17 protein-coding genes are annotated in these 17,569 nt (G+C 66.6%); 11 read left to right on the top strand and 6 right to left on the bottom strand.

Features of this window, described 5'->3' with window-relative positions:
* Positions 1–151: 151 nt before the first annotated feature.
* Both AC1Q7Q_RS18745 and AC1Q7Q_RS18740 read right to left on the bottom strand, forming a co-directional pair.
* Positions 152–337 (bottom strand): hypothetical protein, encoded by a 186-nt coding sequence (locus tag AC1Q7Q_RS18745; protein ID WP_492373182.1) that lies wholly within the window; start codon positions 335–337, stop codon positions 152–154.
* Positions 338–558: 221 nt separating this feature from the next.
* A complete protein-coding gene (locus tag AC1Q7Q_RS18740) occupies positions 559–1,200 on the bottom strand; it encodes a DsbA family oxidoreductase (protein WP_492373151.1) in 642 nt (213 codons plus the stop codon).
* A 288-nt stretch (positions 1,201–1,488) separates the two neighbouring features.
* On the opposite strand from AC1Q7Q_RS18740, the gene ppk1 reads away from it, so the two are divergent.
* Complete coding sequence (gene ppk1, locus AC1Q7Q_RS18735) at positions 1,489–3,651, top strand: polyphosphate kinase 1 (protein ID WP_492373152.1); 2,163 nt, start codon at positions 1,489–1,491, stop codon at positions 3,649–3,651.
* Positions 3,652–3,666: 15 nt separating this feature from the next.
* Here ppk1 and AC1Q7Q_RS18730 read toward each other — a convergent pair whose 3' ends face one another.
* On the bottom strand, positions 3,667–4,044 hold the full coding sequence (locus AC1Q7Q_RS18730) for a DUF4156 domain-containing protein (protein ID WP_492373153.1): 378 nt from the start codon (positions 4,042–4,044) through the stop codon (positions 3,667–3,669).
* 67 nt (positions 4,045–4,111) lie between these two features.
* The gene (locus AC1Q7Q_RS18725) at positions 4,112–4,792 is read right to left on the bottom strand and encodes a porin family protein (RefSeq protein WP_492373154.1); all 681 of its coding nucleotides are present in this window, start codon (positions 4,790–4,792) and stop codon (positions 4,112–4,114) included.
* 24 nt (positions 4,793–4,816) lie between these two features.
* On the opposite strand from AC1Q7Q_RS18725, the gene AC1Q7Q_RS18720 reads away from it, so the two are divergent.
* The 8 genes from AC1Q7Q_RS18720 (at position 4,817) to AC1Q7Q_RS18685 (ending at position 10,731) form a co-directional block, all read left to right on the top strand.
* A complete protein-coding gene (locus AC1Q7Q_RS18720; protein ID WP_492373155.1) occupies positions 4,817–5,395 on the top strand; it encodes a hypothetical protein in 579 nt (192 codons plus the stop codon).
* Positions 5,396–5,427: 32 nt separating this feature from the next.
* Positions 5,428–5,655 carry a helix-turn-helix domain-containing protein gene (locus AC1Q7Q_RS18715; protein WP_150991403.1) on the top strand — a complete coding sequence of 76 codons (228 nt, stop codon included), beginning with the start codon at positions 5,428–5,430 and terminating at the stop codon, positions 5,653–5,655.
* 184 nt (positions 5,656–5,839) lie between these two features.
* Positions 5,840–6,094 (top strand): hypothetical protein, encoded by a 255-nt coding sequence (locus AC1Q7Q_RS18710; protein ID WP_492373156.1) that lies wholly within the window; start codon positions 5,840–5,842, stop codon positions 6,092–6,094.
* A 112-nt stretch (positions 6,095–6,206) separates the two neighbouring features.
* The gene (locus AC1Q7Q_RS18705) at positions 6,207–6,536 is read left to right on the top strand and encodes a CppA family protein (protein WP_174425005.1); all 330 of its coding nucleotides are present in this window, start codon (positions 6,207–6,209) and stop codon (positions 6,534–6,536) included.
* A gap of 169 nt (positions 6,537–6,705) precedes the next feature.
* Positions 6,706–7,590: a LysR substrate-binding domain-containing protein gene (locus tag AC1Q7Q_RS18700; protein ID WP_492373157.1), complete on the top strand. Its 885-nt coding sequence runs from the start codon at positions 6,706–6,708 to the stop codon at positions 7,588–7,590.
* Positions 7,583–8,764: a YbfB/YjiJ family MFS transporter gene (locus AC1Q7Q_RS18695; RefSeq protein ID WP_492373158.1), complete on the top strand. Its 1,182-nt coding sequence runs from the start codon at positions 7,583–7,585 to the stop codon at positions 8,762–8,764. Before AC1Q7Q_RS18700 ends, AC1Q7Q_RS18695 begins: the two co-directional genes overlap by 8 nt.
* A 94-nt stretch (positions 8,765–8,858) precedes the next feature.
* Positions 8,859–9,977: an NAD(P)H-dependent flavin oxidoreductase gene (locus tag AC1Q7Q_RS18690; RefSeq protein ID WP_492373159.1), complete on the top strand. Its 1,119-nt coding sequence runs from the start codon at positions 8,859–8,861 to the stop codon at positions 9,975–9,977.
* Between the two features lie 112 nt (positions 9,978–10,089).
* The gene (locus tag AC1Q7Q_RS18685; protein ID WP_492373160.1) at positions 10,090–10,731 is read left to right on the top strand and encodes a LysE family translocator; all 642 of its coding nucleotides are present in this window, start codon (positions 10,090–10,092) and stop codon (positions 10,729–10,731) included.
* A 16-nt stretch (positions 10,732–10,747) separates the two neighbouring features.
* On the opposite strand, the gene AC1Q7Q_RS18680 is transcribed toward AC1Q7Q_RS18685, so the two are convergent.
* Positions 10,748–12,172 (bottom strand): heavy metal sensor histidine kinase, encoded by a 1,425-nt coding sequence (locus AC1Q7Q_RS18680; protein ID WP_492373161.1) that lies wholly within the window; start codon positions 12,170–12,172, stop codon positions 10,748–10,750.
* Positions 12,172–12,846 carry a heavy metal response regulator transcription factor gene (locus tag AC1Q7Q_RS18675; RefSeq protein ID WP_150991420.1) on the bottom strand — a complete coding sequence of 225 codons (675 nt, stop codon included), beginning with the start codon at positions 12,844–12,846 and terminating at the stop codon, positions 12,172–12,174. Before AC1Q7Q_RS18675 ends, AC1Q7Q_RS18680 begins: the two co-directional genes overlap by 1 nt.
* A gap of 217 nt (positions 12,847–13,063) precedes the next feature.
* Here AC1Q7Q_RS18675 and AC1Q7Q_RS18670 point away from each other — a divergent pair, with 217 nt between their 5' ends.
* Both AC1Q7Q_RS18670 and AC1Q7Q_RS18665 read left to right on the top strand, forming a co-directional pair.
* On the top strand, positions 13,064–16,309 hold the full coding sequence (locus AC1Q7Q_RS18670) for an efflux RND transporter permease subunit (RefSeq protein WP_492373162.1): 3,246 nt from the start codon (positions 13,064–13,066) through the stop codon (positions 16,307–16,309).
* A complete protein-coding gene (locus AC1Q7Q_RS18665) occupies positions 16,306–17,568 on the top strand; it encodes an efflux RND transporter periplasmic adaptor subunit (protein ID WP_492373163.1) in 1,263 nt (420 codons plus the stop codon). Before AC1Q7Q_RS18670 ends, AC1Q7Q_RS18665 begins: the two co-directional genes overlap by 4 nt.
* Position 17,569: the final 1 nt, after the last annotated feature.

Genomic DNA, 17,569 nt, shown 5'->3' with positions numbered 1-17,569 from the left:
TCGCAACGTCCCGCGGCGAATATGCCGCGGTTCCGGCCCGCGAGACACCCATAAAAAAACCGGCCCACGCTGCGCTCCGGCGGAGCGGCGTATAGGCCGGTCTTGCTGTGCGGGAGACACCTCCCGCGATGCGATGCCGCTACCTGAACGATCAGCCGTTCGCGTAGACGATCTTTGCCTTGCGCGCCTGGTTCTGCAGGCGGCTCAGCATATGCTGGACGGCGAAGATGGCGCGCTTCGCGTCTGCCACCAGACTGGGGCTGCGGGGACCAAGTTCGCGCTCGATCAGATCGCGTTCCATTTGGTCGGTCATCTTGATGTCGCTTTGCGTGTCCATGGCTTTCTTCCTTTCAGGGATAACCCTTATCGGGTTTTCCCTAATCATAGCAAAGGAAATGACGCAACGCAGCATTAGGTGATAGTACGTATGCAGAAAGGCAACGCTTTGCAGGAAGCAAGCCTCGATCTCCTCAGCCCGCGCGACGCGCCGATACCCCGTGCGCGGGGCGTCCATGGCTGCGGTGCTTAGCGCAGGCGCCAGGATAGTCATGCGCCCCTTCAGCCTTTTGCCAGCACCTCCCGAATGGCATTCTCGAACGCCTCCACCGGCTGCCCGCCGCTCACCAGGTATTGGTCATTGAAGATGATCGAAGGCACGGAACGGATGCCCATGTCCTGATAGTGCTTCTCCATCTCACGGACTTCCGCCGCATACGCGTCGCCCGATAGCACCTTGCGTGCCTTGTCGGCGTCCAGGCCGGCTGCAGCCGCGGCCTCGACGAGGACCTCATGATTGCTGGAATCCTTGGACTCCGTGAAATACGCACGGAACAGCGCCATCTTCAACGGCAGTTGGCGCCCTTCCAGGTTTGCCCAATGCAATAGCCGATGCGCGTCGAACGTGTTGTATACGCGGGTCCGAGAGCCAAACTCAAATCCGACGTCGGCGCCACGCTGGCGGATCATGGCCTGGCTCTGCACGATTTCCTCCTCGGTGCGGCCATACTTGCGTGCCATGTAATCCTGGATCGACTCGCCTCCTGGCCCCATGTCCGGATTGAGTTCAAATGGGCGAAGCGTGATGTCTGCCGAAACGGCATCGCCAAGCCGCGCCAGCGCCTGCTGCAGCGAACTCAGGCCTACGGCGCACCACGGGCACGCGACGTCGGAGACAAAATCGATTTTCAGCGTCTTTTGCATTGTGTTTTCTCGGTGTCAGTCCATCACTGCGCGACAGGGTAGCTGCAATTCCCATTGACTGCAGGGCCGGGGGCAGTGCCTCACTCACAGCAGGGTTTTCCCGCAAGGCAGCCACGACCGGACGCCCCTCCCCGGCATCTGTCCGTGGCCCGCCAGCCACACGGCCCTGCCTCAGATCGGGAAACGTGCACCGCGCCCACTCCTCAAGCGGCGCGGCGCGCGGTACTATCTTTCCAACAGGTCATCGGTGCACGATGATCCATTCCCAGAGAAGGATTGAAGCGAATCATGGAAGAAGGCTCGGCAGCTCCACTTGAGATCGCCCCTTCCCTCCCCCTGGCACCGAGTGACGTTCACGGCGCCCCGTCGGACTTCCTCGCCAGTGCCAGCACAAACCTCGGCGCCAACGCACGGCAGCTCTTCCTGAACCGTGAGGCCAGCCAGCTGGAGTTCCACCGGCGCGTGCTTGCCCAGGCCGAGAACCACGACATTCCGTTGTTGGAGCGATTGCGCTTCCTCTGCATCTTCAGCAGCAACCTGGACGAGTTCTTCGAGATCCGCGTTGCCGGCCTGAAGGAGAAGATCAAGCTGCAGGCGCCGGCGACCACCGGCCCGGATGGACTGGACGTGCGGCAGATCTACGCGCTTGTCAGCGCCCGCACGCACAAGCTGGTCGCGGAACAGTACCGCCTGTTCAACGAAGTGCTGGTTCCGGAACTGGACCGAGAGGGAATCCGCTTCCTGCGCCGTCCGCACTGGACGCAGGAACAAGGCGAGTGGATCCGCAGCTATTTCTTCCGCGAGCTGATGCCGGTGCTCACCCCCATCGGCCTGGACCCGGCGCACCCGTTTCCACGTGTGCTCAACAAGAGCCTGAACTTCGCCGTGGAGCTCGAAGGCAAGGATGCCTTTGGCCGGGAGGCGAACGCAGCCATCGTGCAGGCGCCCCGGGCCCTGCCCCGCGTGATCCTGCTGCCCAAGGAGATTTCCGGCTGCGAACACGGCTTCGTGTTCCTGTCGTCTATCCTGCATGCCCACGTCTGCGAGCTGTTTCCCGGCATGCGCGTGCGCGGCTGCTATCAGTTCCGCGTCACCCGCAACAGCGAACTGTTCGTCGACGAGGAAGAAATCAAGAACCTGCGCGATGCGCTGCAGGGCGAGCTGCCGCAGCGGCATTTTGGCGATGCGGTGCGACTCGAGGTCGCGGACAACTGCTCCGAGGAGATGACCCGCTTCCTGCAAAACCAGTTCGGCCTGGAAGATGCCGAGGTGTTTTCGGTGAATGGCCCGGTCAACCTGGTGCGCTTGCTGCCAGTTCCTGACAGCGTGGACCGCGATGACCTGAAGTACCCGCCGTGCCGCCCCGGCCTGCCCAAGGCGCTGCAGGACCAGCCCGACATGTTCCGCGCCATCCGCGACGGCGATATCCTGCTGCACCATCCGTACCAGTCGTTTTCGCCCGTGGTGGATTTCATCCGCCAGGCCGCGGAAGATCCGGAGGTGATGGCCATCAAGCAGACGGTGTACCGCGCCGGCAACGACTCGGCCCTGCTGGAGGCGCTGATCGGCGCCGCGCGCAGAGGCAAGGAAGTCAGCGTGGTGGTGGAGTTGCTCGCCCGCTTCGATGAGCAGGCCAATATCAACTGGGCAGCCCAGCTTGAAGAAGCGGGCGCGCACGTGGTATACGGCGTGGTTGGCTACAAGGCCCACGCCAAGATGGCCTTGGTGGTGCGGCGCGAAGGGAAAAAGCTCAGGCGCTACGCCCATATCGGCACCGGCAACTATCACTCGCAGACGGCCAGGAGCTTCACGGACTTCGGCCTGTTTACCTGCAAGGAAGCGCTCGTCGACGATGTGGCCAACGTGTTCTCACAGCTGACCGGACTCGGCCACCCCGGCACGCTGGCGCACTTCTGGCAATCGCCGTTCACCATGCACGCGGCGCTGCTCGATGCCATCCGCCGCGAAGGCAAGCACGCTAAGGCTGGCCGCAAGGGATTGATCATCGCCAAGATGAACGCCTTGCTGGAGCCCAAGCTTATCCAGGCCCTGTACCAGGCATCCTGCGATGGCGCGCGGATCGAGCTGATCGTGCGCGGGGCCTGCGCATTGCGCCCTGGCATTGCGGGCCTGTCCGAGAATATCCGGGTGCGCTCCGTGCTTGGCCAGTTCCTGGAGCATGCGCGGATCTTCTACTTCTACAACGACAAGGCCGAAGACGTGCGGCTATCGAGCGCCGACTGGATGGACCGCGACTTCTTCCGGCGCATCGAGGTGTGCTTCCCCGTGCTGGACAAAGCCCTCAAGGATCGCGTGATCGATGAGGGGCTGAAGGTCTACCTGAAGGACAACCGCGACACCTGGGAAATGGACGCGGACGGCAACTACCGGCGCAAGCGGGGCCGCCAGCCGGTATCCGCGCAGGACATCCTCAAGCAGAAGCTGGCCTGATCCCTGTTCGGCGCGCTAGCGCGCGCCTGGGGACGCGCAGCGATACACGTTGCCCGACAGGGTCACATTGGTTTGCTCCAGGCGATCCTTGCCGCCGGTCTGCCCTGCGCGCTGGGTGAGCAGGTACACCAGATTGCCGCCCATTGCCGCCGCCTTGTTCTTGATGTCGTTGCGAGCACCGGTTTCCAGATCCGCATTGGCCGTGATGGCGCCCCGCACAAAATCGCCCTGGCTGCCGGTCACGTCGCCAAGATAGGTGCATCCCGCGGCAGGCTCGTTGTGGGTGATCCTGACCGCCGATGCGGCCGGGCTGGAAAGCTGCGTTGGCGCACAGCCGGCCAGCGCGCAGCTTGCGGCGGTCCATGCAACGCCTGCGATTGTCCTGATGGTCATAGCCATTGAAGTATTGAAGTGTTGAAGTGTTGAAGTATTGGTAGCGCCGCGGGCCCGTGCGCCTGCCTCAGCGGAACAGGTAGTCCACGCCAAGTGATACGGCCTGGCTCTTGACCGAAGCATCGTTGCCCTTCCAACTGAGCTTGCCGTAATTCATGTACTGCATCCGCAAGCGCCAGTTCTGCGTGACCGCATAGGACGCGCCCACCCCCAGGCTGATGAGCCCCTGCGACTTGTTGCTCGATTCGAGATCGCCCGAGCGCCGGCCATGCATATAGTTGACCCCGGCAATGCCCAGCAGCGAAAAACGCTCGGTCAGGGGCAGGTGGCCCACTACGTTGACGGACAAGGCGTTCACGTCGAATTTGTCGTTGGCGTTGCCATTTTTGGCCACGACACGGCCAAGGCTGGCTAGCGAGCCTTCGACCGACACATAGGGCGAAAACTGATAGCCGCCCCGCAAGCCAAGTCCAACGTTGTTGGACGATCCGCCCGCCCAGCCGGGCGTGCTCGCACTGACTTTGTCGCGGGCAATATTGAGGTCGCCGCCGACGTACCAATAGTTGGCGGCAAGTTCCTCGGCTGCGGCATGCGCAGGCACAACCGACAAAAGCACCAACATGGCAGCAGGCGCGATGGGAAAGAGGCGGCCAGGGAAGGCTATAAAACGCATATAATTTAATCTCCGACGAATATAAATTACTGTAAAACGATAATACATTGCTGTTTTACAGTAATTTTTTGCCATGCGCAATCCCTTCAGGAGACCGGCATGCCGACCCCCCTTTCCCTTCCCTTGCCCGCTGATGGCGCGCTAACGCGCGTTAGCGTCATCGCGCGCCGCATGCAGTGGCTGACACTGTGCTGCGCCGTCGTGGTGACGGCGGCCCTGTTCGCCTTCTGGTTCTTGCTCCCCGATGCGGAGCTGGACCGGAACCTGCGCGCGTTCCTGGCCGGGCCTGCGCCAGGCGGGCAGTTGCTGGTGTCGATGCCGTACCGGCTGCTCGGGTTGGCCATCACGAGCGTGGCCACGGCTTTGCTGGTCAGTGGACTGATGCAAGCGCACAGGCTATTCGCGGCCCTGGCGGGCGGCGCGGTCCTTACCCTGGAGACGGGCGTGCGCCTGCGCCGCGTGGCGCTGGTGGTGACGGCGTTCAGCTTGGTGGTTCCGCTCACCAAGACACTGCTGGCCATGACCCTGGCCAGCACGGTTGCCAACGGCCCCTACATGGTGGTGATCATCACCTTCGGCGACGTGATGCTGGGCTTGCTGGGCGGCTTGCTGCTGGCCATCGCCTGGGCGATGGTCGAGGCCGCGCGCGTCGCGCTGGAGAATGAGAGCTTTGTTTGAGTTTGCGTTTGCGTTTGAGGCACCCTGACCCTATGACTATCCTCGTCCGGCTTGACGTCCTGCTTGCTGAGCGCAAGATGAAATCGCGCGAGCTCGCCCAGTACATCGGCATCACCGAGCCCAATCTCTCCTTGCTGAAATCCGGCAAGGTCAAGGGCATCCGTTTCGATACGCTGGAGAAAATCTGCGAGGCGCTGAAATGCCAACCGGGCGACCTGCTTGAGTACCGCGCCGATACGCCAGGCGAAGATCAGGCCTGAACTGCAAACAATTGTCTCTCTTCCCACTGCGGCATTTCCGCCAGATCGGCCACCCGCCTGGCCTTACGGCCCGCGCAACCACCGGGCTCCCCCCAATCGAGTGATACCGCATCGAGAGTGATCTTGCGCATACTCGCACTTTCTTGAACTACTCGCCCCCAAGCGGGCGCGAAGCAAGGTGCTTATGCTGATCCTCATCTACTGCAGTTATGCGGTTGCCTGCATCTTCGCGCTCTGGAGAGCGGCGCGCTGGGTGGAAAAGCACCATCCGGCCCTGCGCGACAACCACCCGCCGCGGCATGACGCGCCCCCAGCCGGCAAGCCCCCGGAAGATAACCTGCCTGTGAGCCAGCGCTGCCACCTGGAAATGCCGCCCGCCGGGCCCGCCTGCCTGGCGCAACGCGCCGGCGCCAGCGCTGCCGCCTGCATGGTCCTGTAGCCCCCTGGACGGTGGCCCGTATCTGGTCCTCGGCATTCATCCTTGAAAAAACCAGATTACTGTATATATTCACAGTAACTGTATGGATGAACAGTATCTACGGGAGCCGATCATGGAACACTTGGTCCGGGTACAGAACGAATACGACAGGCAGGTCCTGGCCTGGTTGCGCGAACGCGTAGGCGACGCGGCGGTACAAGCCGCGGCACAGCGACTGGCGGGAGACCGCAAGCCCTACCTGTCAACGATCTGCCGCAGCCTGAACATCACGCCACCGGCCCGCCGCACCCTGCGCGCCCAGTCGAACCGGGCCAGCCGGGAGGTTGGCGACCGCTACCTTGCGTCGATCCGTGCGCTCCTGGCGCGGCCAGCACCGGCGCAACGGCATTCGCAGCAGCAACCCGCGCAACCCCAACCCTCGCAATACCAGGATCCGCATTAGTCCCGCGCCTTGGGTACACGGAGGGCCGGGGCATTGCTCGCCGGAATATGCTTCCCGCTTCGCCTCACCCCGCTGCCATCATGGCTTTCTTGACTTATCATTCCCTATCTATGATAGTTAATTGAAATTTGTTCTCTTTTTAAGAACCTATTTCAATCAAAGGATTGCCGTGGACCTGGCCGAACTTGAGATTTTCCGAGCCGTTGCGCTTGAAGAAAGCATCACGCGGGCGGCCAAGACCCTGGACCGCGTGCAGTCGAATGTCACCACGCGCGTCAAGCAGCTCGAAGAGGAGCTCGGCGTCGCCCTGTTCCTGCGCGACAGCAAGCGCATGACCCTGACGCCGCAAGGACAGCGCTTCCTGGGCTATACCGAGCGGCTGCTGGCGCTGGCCGAAGAGGCCCGCCAATCCATGCGCAGCGATGCGCCCTCGGGCACGCTGCGCGTGGGCAGCATGGAAAGCTCGGCCGCCAGCCGGCTGCCCCGCCCGCTGGCGCGCTATCACGGCAAATGGCCGGACGTGCGGATCGAGATCCAGACCGGCACCACGCAAGCCTTGATCGACGCACTGCTGGCGCATCGCATCGACTGCGCCGTGGTGGCCCATCCCTCCGAGGGCGCGCCGGACACGCTAGACATGGACGTACTCGGCCCCGGCCTGGAAGGCACGTTCCTGTTCTCTGAAGAACTGCTGCTGGTGCTGCCGCACAGCCATCCGCCAGTGCGCACGCCGCAGGACATCAAGCTGCGCAGCCTGGCCACGTTCTCGCGCGGCTGCACGTACCGCCTGTGTGCCGAGGACTGGCTCGCCAGCGGCGAAGGCCCACGGCTGGCGCTGAACGTGCTGGAACTGGCGTCTTACCACGCGATCCTCGCCTGCGTGACGGCGGGCTCGGCCGTGGCCATCCTGCCGAGGTCGCTGCTGGCGCTGCACCCCGATGCCGCAAGCCTGCAAACCGTGCCCGTGCGAGTCGCGCACACCTTGCTGGTGCGCCGTTCGGGTTTTGCCACGTCGGCATACGCGGCGTTTCTCCAGGAGCTGCAGCATGGCTAGGATCCGGACCGTCACAGCCGCGCCGCAATCCTTCGGCAAGACCATGGCGCCATGGATGCCCTCACTGGCCGCCGCGCTGGTGCTGGCGGTGGGCATGGGCTTCGGGCGCTTTGCATTTACCGGCATGTATCCGCTGATGGTGCGCGACGGCCTGCTGAGCGTCAGTGCCGGCTCGCTGACCGCATCCGCCAACTATGCAGGCTATCTCGTGGGCGCCCTCGCGGTCAGCCGCATGCCGCAGCGCGTTGCGCCGCGCTTTTGCCGCATCGCGCTCTTCGGCACGGCCCTGTGCCTGCTGGCGCTGGCCGTGCCGGCCGCGCCCTGGTTCTTTATCGGCGTGCGCTTCCTGGCGGGCGTGCTCAGCGCCATCGCGCTGATCTGCGCGTCCGTGTGGCTGTTCCAGGTGGTAGGGCATCCGCATGGCGCGCCGCTGTTGTTCTCGGGCGTCGGTGCCGGCATCCTGCTGTCCGCCGAGCTCATTGCCGCCGGCAACCTGGCCGGTTGGCACAGTCCTTTGCTGTGGCTGGCCATCGGCGGTGGCGCCGCCGTGCTGAGCTTGCTCGCATGGCCTTATCTTGCGGGCCGCGTGCCGGCACCTCAGCCGCATGCCGCTACCAGTGCCAGTGCCACGGACGAGGCCAATGCCAACGGCCCTGGTCCGTGGCCGCTGGTGGCCAGCTACGGGCTGGCGGGGTTCGGCTACATTGTCACGGCAACTTACCTGCCGCTCTTTGTGCGCGACGCGCTCGGCCACATCGACCCGATCCATATCTGGGCCGCGTTCGGGCTTGGCGCGGCACCTTCGTGTTTTCTCTGGCATGCGCTGCACGAGCGCCTTGGCACGCGGCGTGCGCTCGCGCTCAACCTGCTGGTGCAGGCAGTGGGCGTGATCCTGCCCGCGCTCAGCCACTCGGCCGTGGCCTACCTGGCTAGCGCGCTGCTGGTGGGCGGCACCTTCGTTGGCACCGTGACCATCGCCATGCCCGCCGCGAAACGCGTGGCCCACCGCGTGACATTCAACCTGCTTGCCATCATGACCGCCGCCTATGGCGTAGGCCAGATCGCCGGCCCGCTGGTATCCGATGCGCTGATGGCGCACAGCCATAGCTTCAGCGGGCCGCTTGCCGCCGCCGCTGCCGCGCTGCTGGCATCTGCCGTCTTCTGCTTCCTGTGAAGGCCAGCGCATGCCCGGCGCGCGGCACGGAACCCACCCCACAGAATCCACCCCCACAAAATCCACCCATTACCGAAGAAACGAGGAGCCCGTCATGACCGACCCCATCCACGCCACGCAACCACGCACGCTGCTCTCCCGGCTCGGCCTTGCCACCCCGATCATCCAGGCACCAATGGCAGGCGTCAGCACACCGGCGCTTGCCGCGGCAGTGTCGAATGCCGGCGGCCTGGGCTCGCTCGGCGTCGGCGCCATGGACGCCGAGGGCGCCCGCAAGACCATCCGCGAAACCCGTGCGCTGACGGACAAGCCCTTCAACATCAACCTGTTCTGCCATGCGCCCGCCGTCGCCAACCCCGCGCGCGAGGCGCAATGGCTGGCCTACCTGGCGCCGAGCTTCGCCGAATTCGGCGCCACGCCGCCCGCCAGCCTGCGCGAGATCTACACCAGCTTTGTCGCCGACGACGCCATGTTCGCGATGCTGCTGGAGGAGCGGCCCGCGGTAGTGAGCTTCCATTTCGGCTTGCCGGCGCAGGCCTGGATCGACGCGCTGCACGCCGCCGGCATCTTCCTGATGGCCACGGCCACCAGCCTGGACGAAGCGCGGCAGATCGCCGCTGCCGGCGTCGATGCCATCGTTGCCCAAGGCGTGGAAGCCGGCGGCCACCGCGGCACGTTCAAGCCCGAAGGGCATGACGAAGGCCTCGGCACCCTGGCGCTGGTACGGCTGCTGGTCCGCCATACCGCCCTGCCCGTGATCGCCACCGGCGGCATCATGGACGGCGCCGGCATTGCGGCGGCCCTGGCGCTGGGCGCGCAGGCCGCGCAGCTCGGCACCGCCTTCGTGGCCTGCCCGGAGACCGTGGCCGACGCGCCCTACCGCGCCGCCCTGCTGGCGGACCGGCCTGCCAGCACCACGCTGACCCGCTCCATTTCCGGCCGGGCCGCGCGCGGCTTCGTCAACCGGCTGACGGAACTGGGCGAGGCAGCGGACCGCCCGGCGATCCCCGATTACCCCATCACCTACGACGCCGGCAAGGCCCTGCATGCGGCGGCCAAGGCGCGCGGCAACGCGGACTACGCCGCGCAATGGGCCGGGCAAGCCGCGCCGCTGGCGCGCGCCCTGCCGGCAGCGCAACTCGTGGCGACACTGCGCGAGGAGCTGGCGCAGACGATTGCGGCACTGAGCGGGGCGGGATTCGGGGCGAACTGAGCGGGGCCTGCCGAAGCCGGCGGCGCGTGCGTCTTGCTGCTACCATTTCGCCACGCGCAACGGCCTCATGCTGGCCCGCAGCGGATCCCCTCCTTCCTGACGAGACAATCCCATGGACGCACTCACATCCACATTGGCCATTGGCGGCACGCTGGCGCTCGGCGCGGTCAGCCCCGGCCCGAGCTTTGTCATGGTGGCCCGCGCCGCCATTGCCCGCTCCCGCGCCGATGCGCTCTACATGGCGCTGGGCATGGGGCTGGGCGGCGTGGTGTTTGCGGCGGCTGCGCTGCTCGGGCTCAAGCTCTTGCTGACGGCAGTGCCCTGGCTGTACATGGCGATGAAGGTGGGCGGCGGCATCTACCTGGTGTATCTGGGCGTGCGCATCTGGCGCGGCGCCAGCGCGCCCCTGACGATGGCGGCCGGCAAAGCAGAAGGCGGTGGAACGCCCGCCACGGGGCGCGGCCGTGTCCTGCTGAGCGGCTTCGCCACGCAGCTGAGCAACCCCAAGACGGCGGTGGTCTACGCCAGCGTGTTTGCCGCGCTGTTGCCCGCCCAGGTGCCGCCTTCGCTGCTGCTGGCGCTGCCGCTGATGGTCTTTGCCATCGAGACTGGCTGGTACGCGATCGTGGCGATCGCGCTCTCCTCCGCCAGGCCGCGTGCCTTCTACCTGCGCTTCAAGCTGTGGCTGGATCGCGCGGCCGGCGGGGTGATGGCGCTGCTCGGCATCCGGCTGCTCACGTCGCTGCGCCAGTAACGCCGGCAGCGGCCCCCTAAGACGCGGGATCCGCCAAGCTCGGCGGAAACAGCAACCTGAAGACTGTGGTTCCCCCGACTTCGGACTCCACCTCAACGTGCCCATGGTGCAAGTCCATGATGGACTTCACGATGGCCAGGCCGATGCCCGCCGACTCTCCCGAGTTGGCGCGGGCAGGATCGCCGCGAAAGAAGCGATCGAACAGCTTGGGCAGGTGTTCCGGCGCGATGCCGGCCCCAGGATTGCGCACTTCGATACGGCTACCTGCAGGGCCCGTGCGCGCCGCCATCACCACCGTCTGCCCGGCGGGTGTGTAGCGGATGGCATTGGCCACCAGGTTGCTGACCGCGCGCCGCAGCAGCAGCGGATCGGCCAGCACGGCGCCCCCGCCATCCACCGCGATCGCCACGCCGCTCGCCTCCGCCAGCCCCTCGAAATAGTCGGACAGCGCGCCCAGTTCGCGCGCCAGGTCCAGGCGCACCGGGTTGACCGCCACGCGGGCGTTCTCGGCCCGCGCAAGGAACAGCATGTTCTCGATCATGCGGGCCAGGCGTTCATATTCCTCGATATTGGACGCCAGCAGCGCCTGGTATTCGTCGGCGCTGCGCTCGCTAGACAGCGCGACCTGGCTCTGCCCGAGCAGGTTGCCGATGGGCGTGCGGAAGTCGTGCGCCAGGTCCGCGGAAAACTGGGACAAGCGTTCGAACCCATCCCGCAACCGGTCCATCATCTGTTGCAGGGCCGCAGCCAGTTCCGCCAGTTCGGGCGGCAGCCGCGCCGGGTCGATCGGCAGCTCGAGCCGGCGCACCGTGACCGACGATGCCCCGGCGGCAATGCGCCGCAGCGGCGCCATGCCGGCGCGCAGCACCAGGTAGCCAAGCCCGGCCACGGCCAGCGTGCCCAGCAGGCCCGTCAACAGCAGTTTCGCGCGGTATGCGCGCAGCAACGTGGTGCGGGAGATGGCGGTCTGGTAGAGCGTGAAGGCCAGCGTCTGCGTGACGGCGCCAGTGCCAGCAGTACCTGGACCGACTGGGACCTGCGCCTGCACGCCGTGCACCGGGTAGCCCTGCCGCGTGGTCCAGGCACGGATCGCTTCGGGCCCGAGCTGCGCATCCGGCGCCACCGGCTGCAAGGCGGGCGGCCCTTCGCCGGCATTGGCCGCAAGCAACACGGCGCCACCAGCGGCGCGCACCACCAGCGCAAACTCATCGTTGCCCGACACCACGCCGGCCACTTCCCGCCAGTCGCTGTCGGGCCGGGCGCCCTGTTCCATCAGCTCGGCCCGCGCGCGCGCCACCTTGCGCAGCAGTTCCGCGTCGTCGCGCTCTATCACCTGCATGGCCAGCGCGCGGTAGAGGTAGGCGCCCGCGCCGCCGAACACGATCGCGGCCACCAGGCCAAAGGCTAGCGCCAGGCGGGCAGTGAGCGAGAGCCTGCGCATCAGGGTTCCCGGCGCTCCAGCACATAGCCCATGCCACGCACGGTGTGGATCAGCTTGGGCTGGAAATCGTCGTCCATCTTGGCGCGCAGGCGGCGCACCGCCACATCCACCACATTGGTATCGCTATCGAAGTTCATGTCCCAGACATGGGAGGCGATCTGGGTACGGCTCAGCACCTCGGTGTGACGGCGCGCCAGGAAATGCAGCAGGGAGAATTCACGCGGCGTCAGCTCGATGCGCCGGCCGGCGCGCGTCACGCGGTGGCGGATCAGGTCGATCTCCAGGTCTTCGATCTCGATGCGGTCGGCCTCGCGCACCGGGCCGCGCCGCAGCAAGGTGCGCACCCGCGCCAGCAGCTCGACAAAGGCGAAGGGCTTGGCCAGATAGTCGTCGCCGCCCAGCTCCAGCCCGCGCACGCGGTCCTCCACTTCATCGCGCGCGGTCAGGAACAGCACCGGCGTGTCCTTGTGCTCGCGCAGTTGCTTGAGCACGTCCCAGCCGTTCATGCCAGGCAGCATCACATCAAGGATGACCAGGTCGTACACCACCTCCAGCGCCTGGTGCAGGCCATCGGCGCCGGTCACCGCCAGGTCGACCACGAAGGACGATTCGGTCAGCCCCTTGCGCAGGTACTCGCCCGTCTTGGGCTCATCCTCCACCACCAGAATTCTCATGTCCGTCCTCGCCTGGCCTGTACCGGCAGGGCGCGCTTCGGGCGCCTTGCATGCTCGGATGATAGCCGTTGGCGTGGCGCTCCTGAATGACAAATCTGTAATCGATTCGACAGCATTACCGGCTCCCCTGGCTTCCTAGAATGCGGCCATCGCACACCGCTGACGCCGCAACAAAGCGGTCGTCGCGGCCCCCACCCCTCATCCCGGAGTGCACACCATGTGGATTGTCAGGCTCGCGCTGAGCCGCCCCTACACCTTTGTGGTGCTGGCGTTGTGCTTGCTGCTTGCTGCCCCGCTGGTGCTGCTGCGCACGCCTACCGACATTTTTCCGGCCATCGACATCCCGGTGGTCAGCGTGGTGTGGACCTACAACGGCCTGTCCGCCGAGGACATGGCGCGGCGCATCGTCACCGGCTACGAGCGCTCGCTGACCAACAGCGTGGACGATATCGAGCATATCGAGTCGCAATCGCTCGCCGGCGTGGCGGTGATCAAGATCTTCTTCCATCCCGGCGCCGACATCAACCGCGCGATTGCCGAGACCTCGTCGGGTGCGCAATCGATGCTGCGCAACATGCCGCCGGGCACCACGCCGCCGCTGATCCTGAGCTACAGTGCCTCCACCGTGCCGATCCTGCGGCTGGCGCTGGCCAGCGACCAACTGCCGGAGCAGCAGCTTTACGACCTGGGCAATAATTTCATCCGCACGCAGCTAGCTACCGTGCAGGGCGCGTCGGTGCCGCTGCCTTACGGCGGCAAGGTGCGCCAGGTGATGGTGGATCTCGATACGCGCGCGCTGCAGGCACGCGGCCTGGCGCCACTGGACGTGGTCAACGCCATCAATGCGCAAAACCTGGTGCTGCCCGGTGGCACCGCCAAGATCGGCGCGCTCGAATACCGGGTCGACCTGAACGGCAGCACCGCCACTGTGGCCGGCCTCAACAACCTGCCGGTCAAGAGCGGCCCCGGCGGCACGGTCTATGTGCGCGACGTGGCCCAGGTGCGCGACGGCTACGCGCCGCAGACCAACGTGGTGCGCCGCGACGGCAAGCGCGCCGCGCTGCTGGAGATCGAGAAGAGCGGCAACACCTCCACGCTGTCCATCATCGCCCAGGTCAAGGCCATGCTGCCGCGCATCATGGCCGGGCTGCCGTCTTCGCTGCGGGTGCAGCCGGTGTCGGACCAGTCGGTCTTTGTTACCTCCGCCATCCACGGCGTGTTGCACGAAGCGCTGATCGCCGCCTGCCTGACCGCAGCGATGATCTTGCTGTTCCTGGGCAGCTGGCGCGCCACGCTGATCATCGCGATCTCGATCCCGCTCTCGGTGCTGGCCGCGCTGATGGCGCTCAGCGCGCTCGGCGAGACGCTCAATATCATGACGCTGGGCGGGCTGGCGCTGGCGGTGGGCGTGCTGGTGGACGACGCCACCGTGGCCATCGAGAACATCACCCACCACCGCGAGCTGGGCAAGCCGCTGGAGCATGCGATCCTGGAAGGCTCGGCGCAGATCGCCGTGCCCACGCTGGTATCCACGCTGTCGATCTGCATCGTGTTCCTGCCGATGTTCCTGCTCACCGGCGTGGCGCGCTACCTGTTCGTGCCGATGGCCGAGGCCGTGGTGTTCGCCATGGCGGCGTCCTACTTCTTCTCGCGCACGCTGATTCCCACGCTGGCGCATTACCTGCTGCGTGGCGAACGCAACGACGAGCACAACGACGCGGCGCAGACGCACGGAACCGGCCGCCTGCGTCGCGCCTGCGCGCGGCTGCAGGCGCGCTTTGAACACGGGTTCGAAGGCGTGCGCACGCGCTACGCCGCGACCCTCGCTGCAGCACTGCGCCACCCCAGGCGGCTGGCCGCCGCCTTCCTGGCCTGCTGTGCCGCCTCGATGGCGCTGGTGCCCTTCCTGGGGCAGGACTTCTTCCCCAGCGTGGACAGTGGCGAGATCCGCCTGCACATGCGCGCGCGCACGGGGACCCGCATCGAGGAAACGGCGCGCATCGCCGATGCGGTGGAGAACCGTATCCGCGCGGCCATCGGCCCGGACCAGGTGGCCGGCATCATCGACAACATCGGCCTGCCTGTCAGCGGCATCAACCTGACCTATGACTCCGCGCTGCCGATCGGCACCGCCGACGCCGAGATCCTGGTGTCGCTGAAGCCGGGCCATGGCGCCACGGCGGGCTATGTCGACCAGCTGGGCGCCCTGCTGCCCAAGGCATTCCCGGGCGTGAGCTTCTCCTTCCTGCCGGCCGACATCGTCAGCCAGATCCTGAATTTCGGGCTGCCGGCGCCAATCGATATCCAGGTGGTGGGCAATCAGCTGGCAGCCAATCGCGCGGTGGCGCAGAAACTGGTTGGCCAGTTGCGCGCGGTGCCGGGGCTGGCCGATGTGCATATCCAGCAACCGGACGACCAGCCCGCGCTGACGGTGAATGTGGACCGCACCCGCGCGCTGCAGGCCGGGCTGTCGCAACGCGAGGTGGCGCAGAACCTGCTGATCTCACTCTCCGGCAGCGGCCAGACCTCACCCAACTTCTGGCTCAATCCGCGCAACGGCGTGAGCTATCCGCTGATGGTGTCGGTGCCGCAGTCCGCCATGGGCTCGCTGCAGTCGCTGTCCAACATTCCGATGGGACTTGGCGCCGCCTCGCTAGACTCCGCCAGCGGCGGCGACCTGCTCGGGTCGCTCGGCAACGTGGTGCGGTCCAGCCAGCAAGGCGTGGTGTCGCACTACAACGTGCAGCCGGTGATCGACATCTTCGGCTCGGTGCGCGGGCGCGATCTTGGCGCGGTGGCGGGCGACATCGGCCGCATCGTCGATGCCGCGCGCAAGACGCTGCCGCCCGGCTCCGAGCTGGTGGTGCGTGGGCAGGTGCAGACCATGCACGCCTCTTTCGCCGGGCTGCTTGGCGGCCTGGCGATTGCGGTGGTGCTGGTGTATCTGCTGATGGTGGTGAACTTCCAGTCCTGGCTTGACCCGCTGGCCATCATCGGCGGCCTGCCAGGCGCGCTGGCGGGCATGGCGTGGATGCTGTTTGTCACGCGCACCACCATCAGCGTGCCGGCACTGACCGGCGCCATCATGTGCATCGGCATCGCCACCGCCAACAGCATCCTGGTGGTCAGCCTGGCGCGCGAACTGCGCGCGGCGGGCGTGGCGCCCCTCGAGGCGGCGCTGCAGGCCGGCATCGGGCGCTTCCGTCCGGTGGTGATGACCGCGCTGGCCATGCTGATCGGCATGATCCCGATGGCGCTTGGCGCGGGCGATGCCGGCGCGCAGAACGCCCCGCTCGGCCGCGCCGTGATCGGCGGGCTAGCCTGCGGCACCGTCGCCACGCTGGTGCTGGTGCCCACCCTGTTCGCGCTGCTGCACCGGTGGCTTGCCGCTCGTGCGCCGGCCCCTATCCCTGTCCCTGATTTGCATCCCGCTCTCGGTCTCGACCAGAAAGGCCCGGCATGACTCTCCCTGCTCCCCCCATGTCCCCATCCAGCGACGTCGCCGCCGCCCCAGGCATGGCACCCGCGCGCACGCGCCGCCTGCGAGCCAGCTTGCTGGGCTTGCTGGTATTGGCAGTGCTTGGCGGCGCGCTGGCCACCGGCATCCTCCCCAGGCTGCATGCCCATGCCACGCTGGCCGCGCGCACCGCCGAAGCCCTGGCCACCACCGTCTCGACGGTGCGGCCTGCCAGCGCGCCAGCGCTGCAGGAACTGACCTTGCCGGGCGACGTGCGCGCCTTCCAGGACGCACCGGTCTATGCGCGCGTCAACGGCTACCTGCGCCGTTGGTACGCCGACATCGGCACCCCGGTCAAGCAAGGCCAGTTGCTGGCAGAGATCGACGCGCCCGAGGTCAGCGACCAGCTGCGACAAGCGCACGCCGACGAAGCCATCGCCGCGGCCAACTACGCGCTGGCCAAAAGCACCGCCGAGCGCTGGCAAGACCTGCTCAAATCCCGCTCGGTGGCGCAGCAGGACACCGACCAGAAGGTGGCCGACATGCAGGCCAAGGCCGCCACGCTGGCCTCCGCCCGCTCCAACACGGCACGGCTGGCGCAACTCGCCTCATACACGCAGATCCGCGCGCCCTTTGACGGCGTGGTGACCGCGCGCAACGTGGACACCGGCGCGCTGATCGATGCCGGCAGCGCCGGCGGACCCGGCCGGGAATTGTTCCATCTCTCCGCCGGCACGCGGCTGCGTGTGTATGTGCAGGTGCCGCAGGATGCAAGCGGCATGGTCGGCCCGCAGATGCAGGCGTGGCTCACACTGCCGCAGTTCCCCGGCCAGCACTTTGCCGCTGCCGTGGCGCGCAATGCCGGCGCCATCGACAACGTCACGCGCAGCCTGCGCGTGGAGCTGGACGTGGACAACGCGGGTGGACGGATCCTGCCCGGCGCCTATGCCGAGGTCCACCTGAGCGCGCCGCAAGCAAGGGCCGGCCTGACCCTGCCGGCCAACACGTTGATGTTCCGCCCGCAAGGCACCTGCGTGGCCGTGGTGGGCGCGAACGGCATGCTGGCGATCCGGCTGGTGACGCTGGGCCGAGACTTTGGCTCGCATGTGGAGATCACGGAGGGCTTGCAGGGCGGCGAACAGGTGGTGGTCAACCCCGGAGACGGCCTGCTGGCGGGCGATCGGGTCCGGGTGGCGGCGGATGCGCCCAATACGCCGGCCACGCCGGCCATCCAGCCGGCAACCACGGCCAGCCAGGCTAAGTAGG

It is taken from the genome of Cupriavidus sp. GW823-FHT07A04 (genome assembly GCF_058794615.1).
Note: the sequence above shows the minus strand (reverse complement) of the source record. Positions and strands in the feature narration are given on the sequence as shown.

Excerpts from the sequence above, each read along its gene's own strand:
- AC1Q7Q_RS18745 (WP_492373182.1), bottom strand. The coding sequence starts at position 337 with ATGGACACGCAAAGCGACATCAAGATGACCGACCAAATGGAACGCGAT.
- AC1Q7Q_RS18740 (WP_492373151.1), bottom strand. The coding sequence starts at position 1,200 with ATGCAAAAGACGCTGAAAATCGATTTTGTCTCCGACGTCGCGTGCCCG.
- ppk1 (WP_492373152.1), top strand. The coding sequence starts at position 1,489 with ATGGAAGAAGGCTCGGCAGCTCCACTTGAGATCGCCCCTTCCCTCCCC.
- AC1Q7Q_RS18730 (WP_492373153.1), bottom strand. The coding sequence starts at position 4,044 with ATGACCATCAGGACAATCGCAGGCGTTGCATGGACCGCCGCAAGCTGC.
- AC1Q7Q_RS18725 (WP_492373154.1), bottom strand. The coding sequence starts at position 4,792 with ATGGCAAAAAATTACTGTAAAACAGCAATGTATTATCGTTTTACAGTA.
- AC1Q7Q_RS18720 (WP_492373155.1), top strand. The coding sequence starts at position 4,817 with ATGCCGACCCCCCTTTCCCTTCCCTTGCCCGCTGATGGCGCGCTAACG.
- AC1Q7Q_RS18715 (WP_150991403.1), top strand. The coding sequence starts at position 5,428 with ATGACTATCCTCGTCCGGCTTGACGTCCTGCTTGCTGAGCGCAAGATG.
- AC1Q7Q_RS18710 (WP_492373156.1), top strand. The coding sequence starts at position 5,840 with ATGCTGATCCTCATCTACTGCAGTTATGCGGTTGCCTGCATCTTCGCG.
- AC1Q7Q_RS18705 (WP_174425005.1), top strand. The coding sequence starts at position 6,207 with ATGGAACACTTGGTCCGGGTACAGAACGAATACGACAGGCAGGTCCTG.
- AC1Q7Q_RS18695 (WP_492373158.1), top strand. The coding sequence starts at position 7,583 with ATGGCTAGGATCCGGACCGTCACAGCCGCGCCGCAATCCTTCGGCAAG.
- AC1Q7Q_RS18690 (WP_492373159.1), top strand. The coding sequence starts at position 8,859 with ATGACCGACCCCATCCACGCCACGCAACCACGCACGCTGCTCTCCCGG.
- AC1Q7Q_RS18685 (WP_492373160.1), top strand. The coding sequence starts at position 10,090 with ATGGACGCACTCACATCCACATTGGCCATTGGCGGCACGCTGGCGCTC.
- AC1Q7Q_RS18680 (WP_492373161.1), bottom strand. The coding sequence starts at position 12,172 with ATGCGCAGGCTCTCGCTCACTGCCCGCCTGGCGCTAGCCTTTGGCCTG.
- AC1Q7Q_RS18675 (WP_150991420.1), bottom strand. The coding sequence starts at position 12,846 with ATGAGAATTCTGGTGGTGGAGGATGAGCCCAAGACGGGCGAGTACCTG.
- AC1Q7Q_RS18670 (WP_492373162.1), top strand. The coding sequence starts at position 13,064 with ATGTGGATTGTCAGGCTCGCGCTGAGCCGCCCCTACACCTTTGTGGTG.
- AC1Q7Q_RS18665 (WP_492373163.1), top strand. The coding sequence starts at position 16,306 with ATGACTCTCCCTGCTCCCCCCATGTCCCCATCCAGCGACGTCGCCGCC.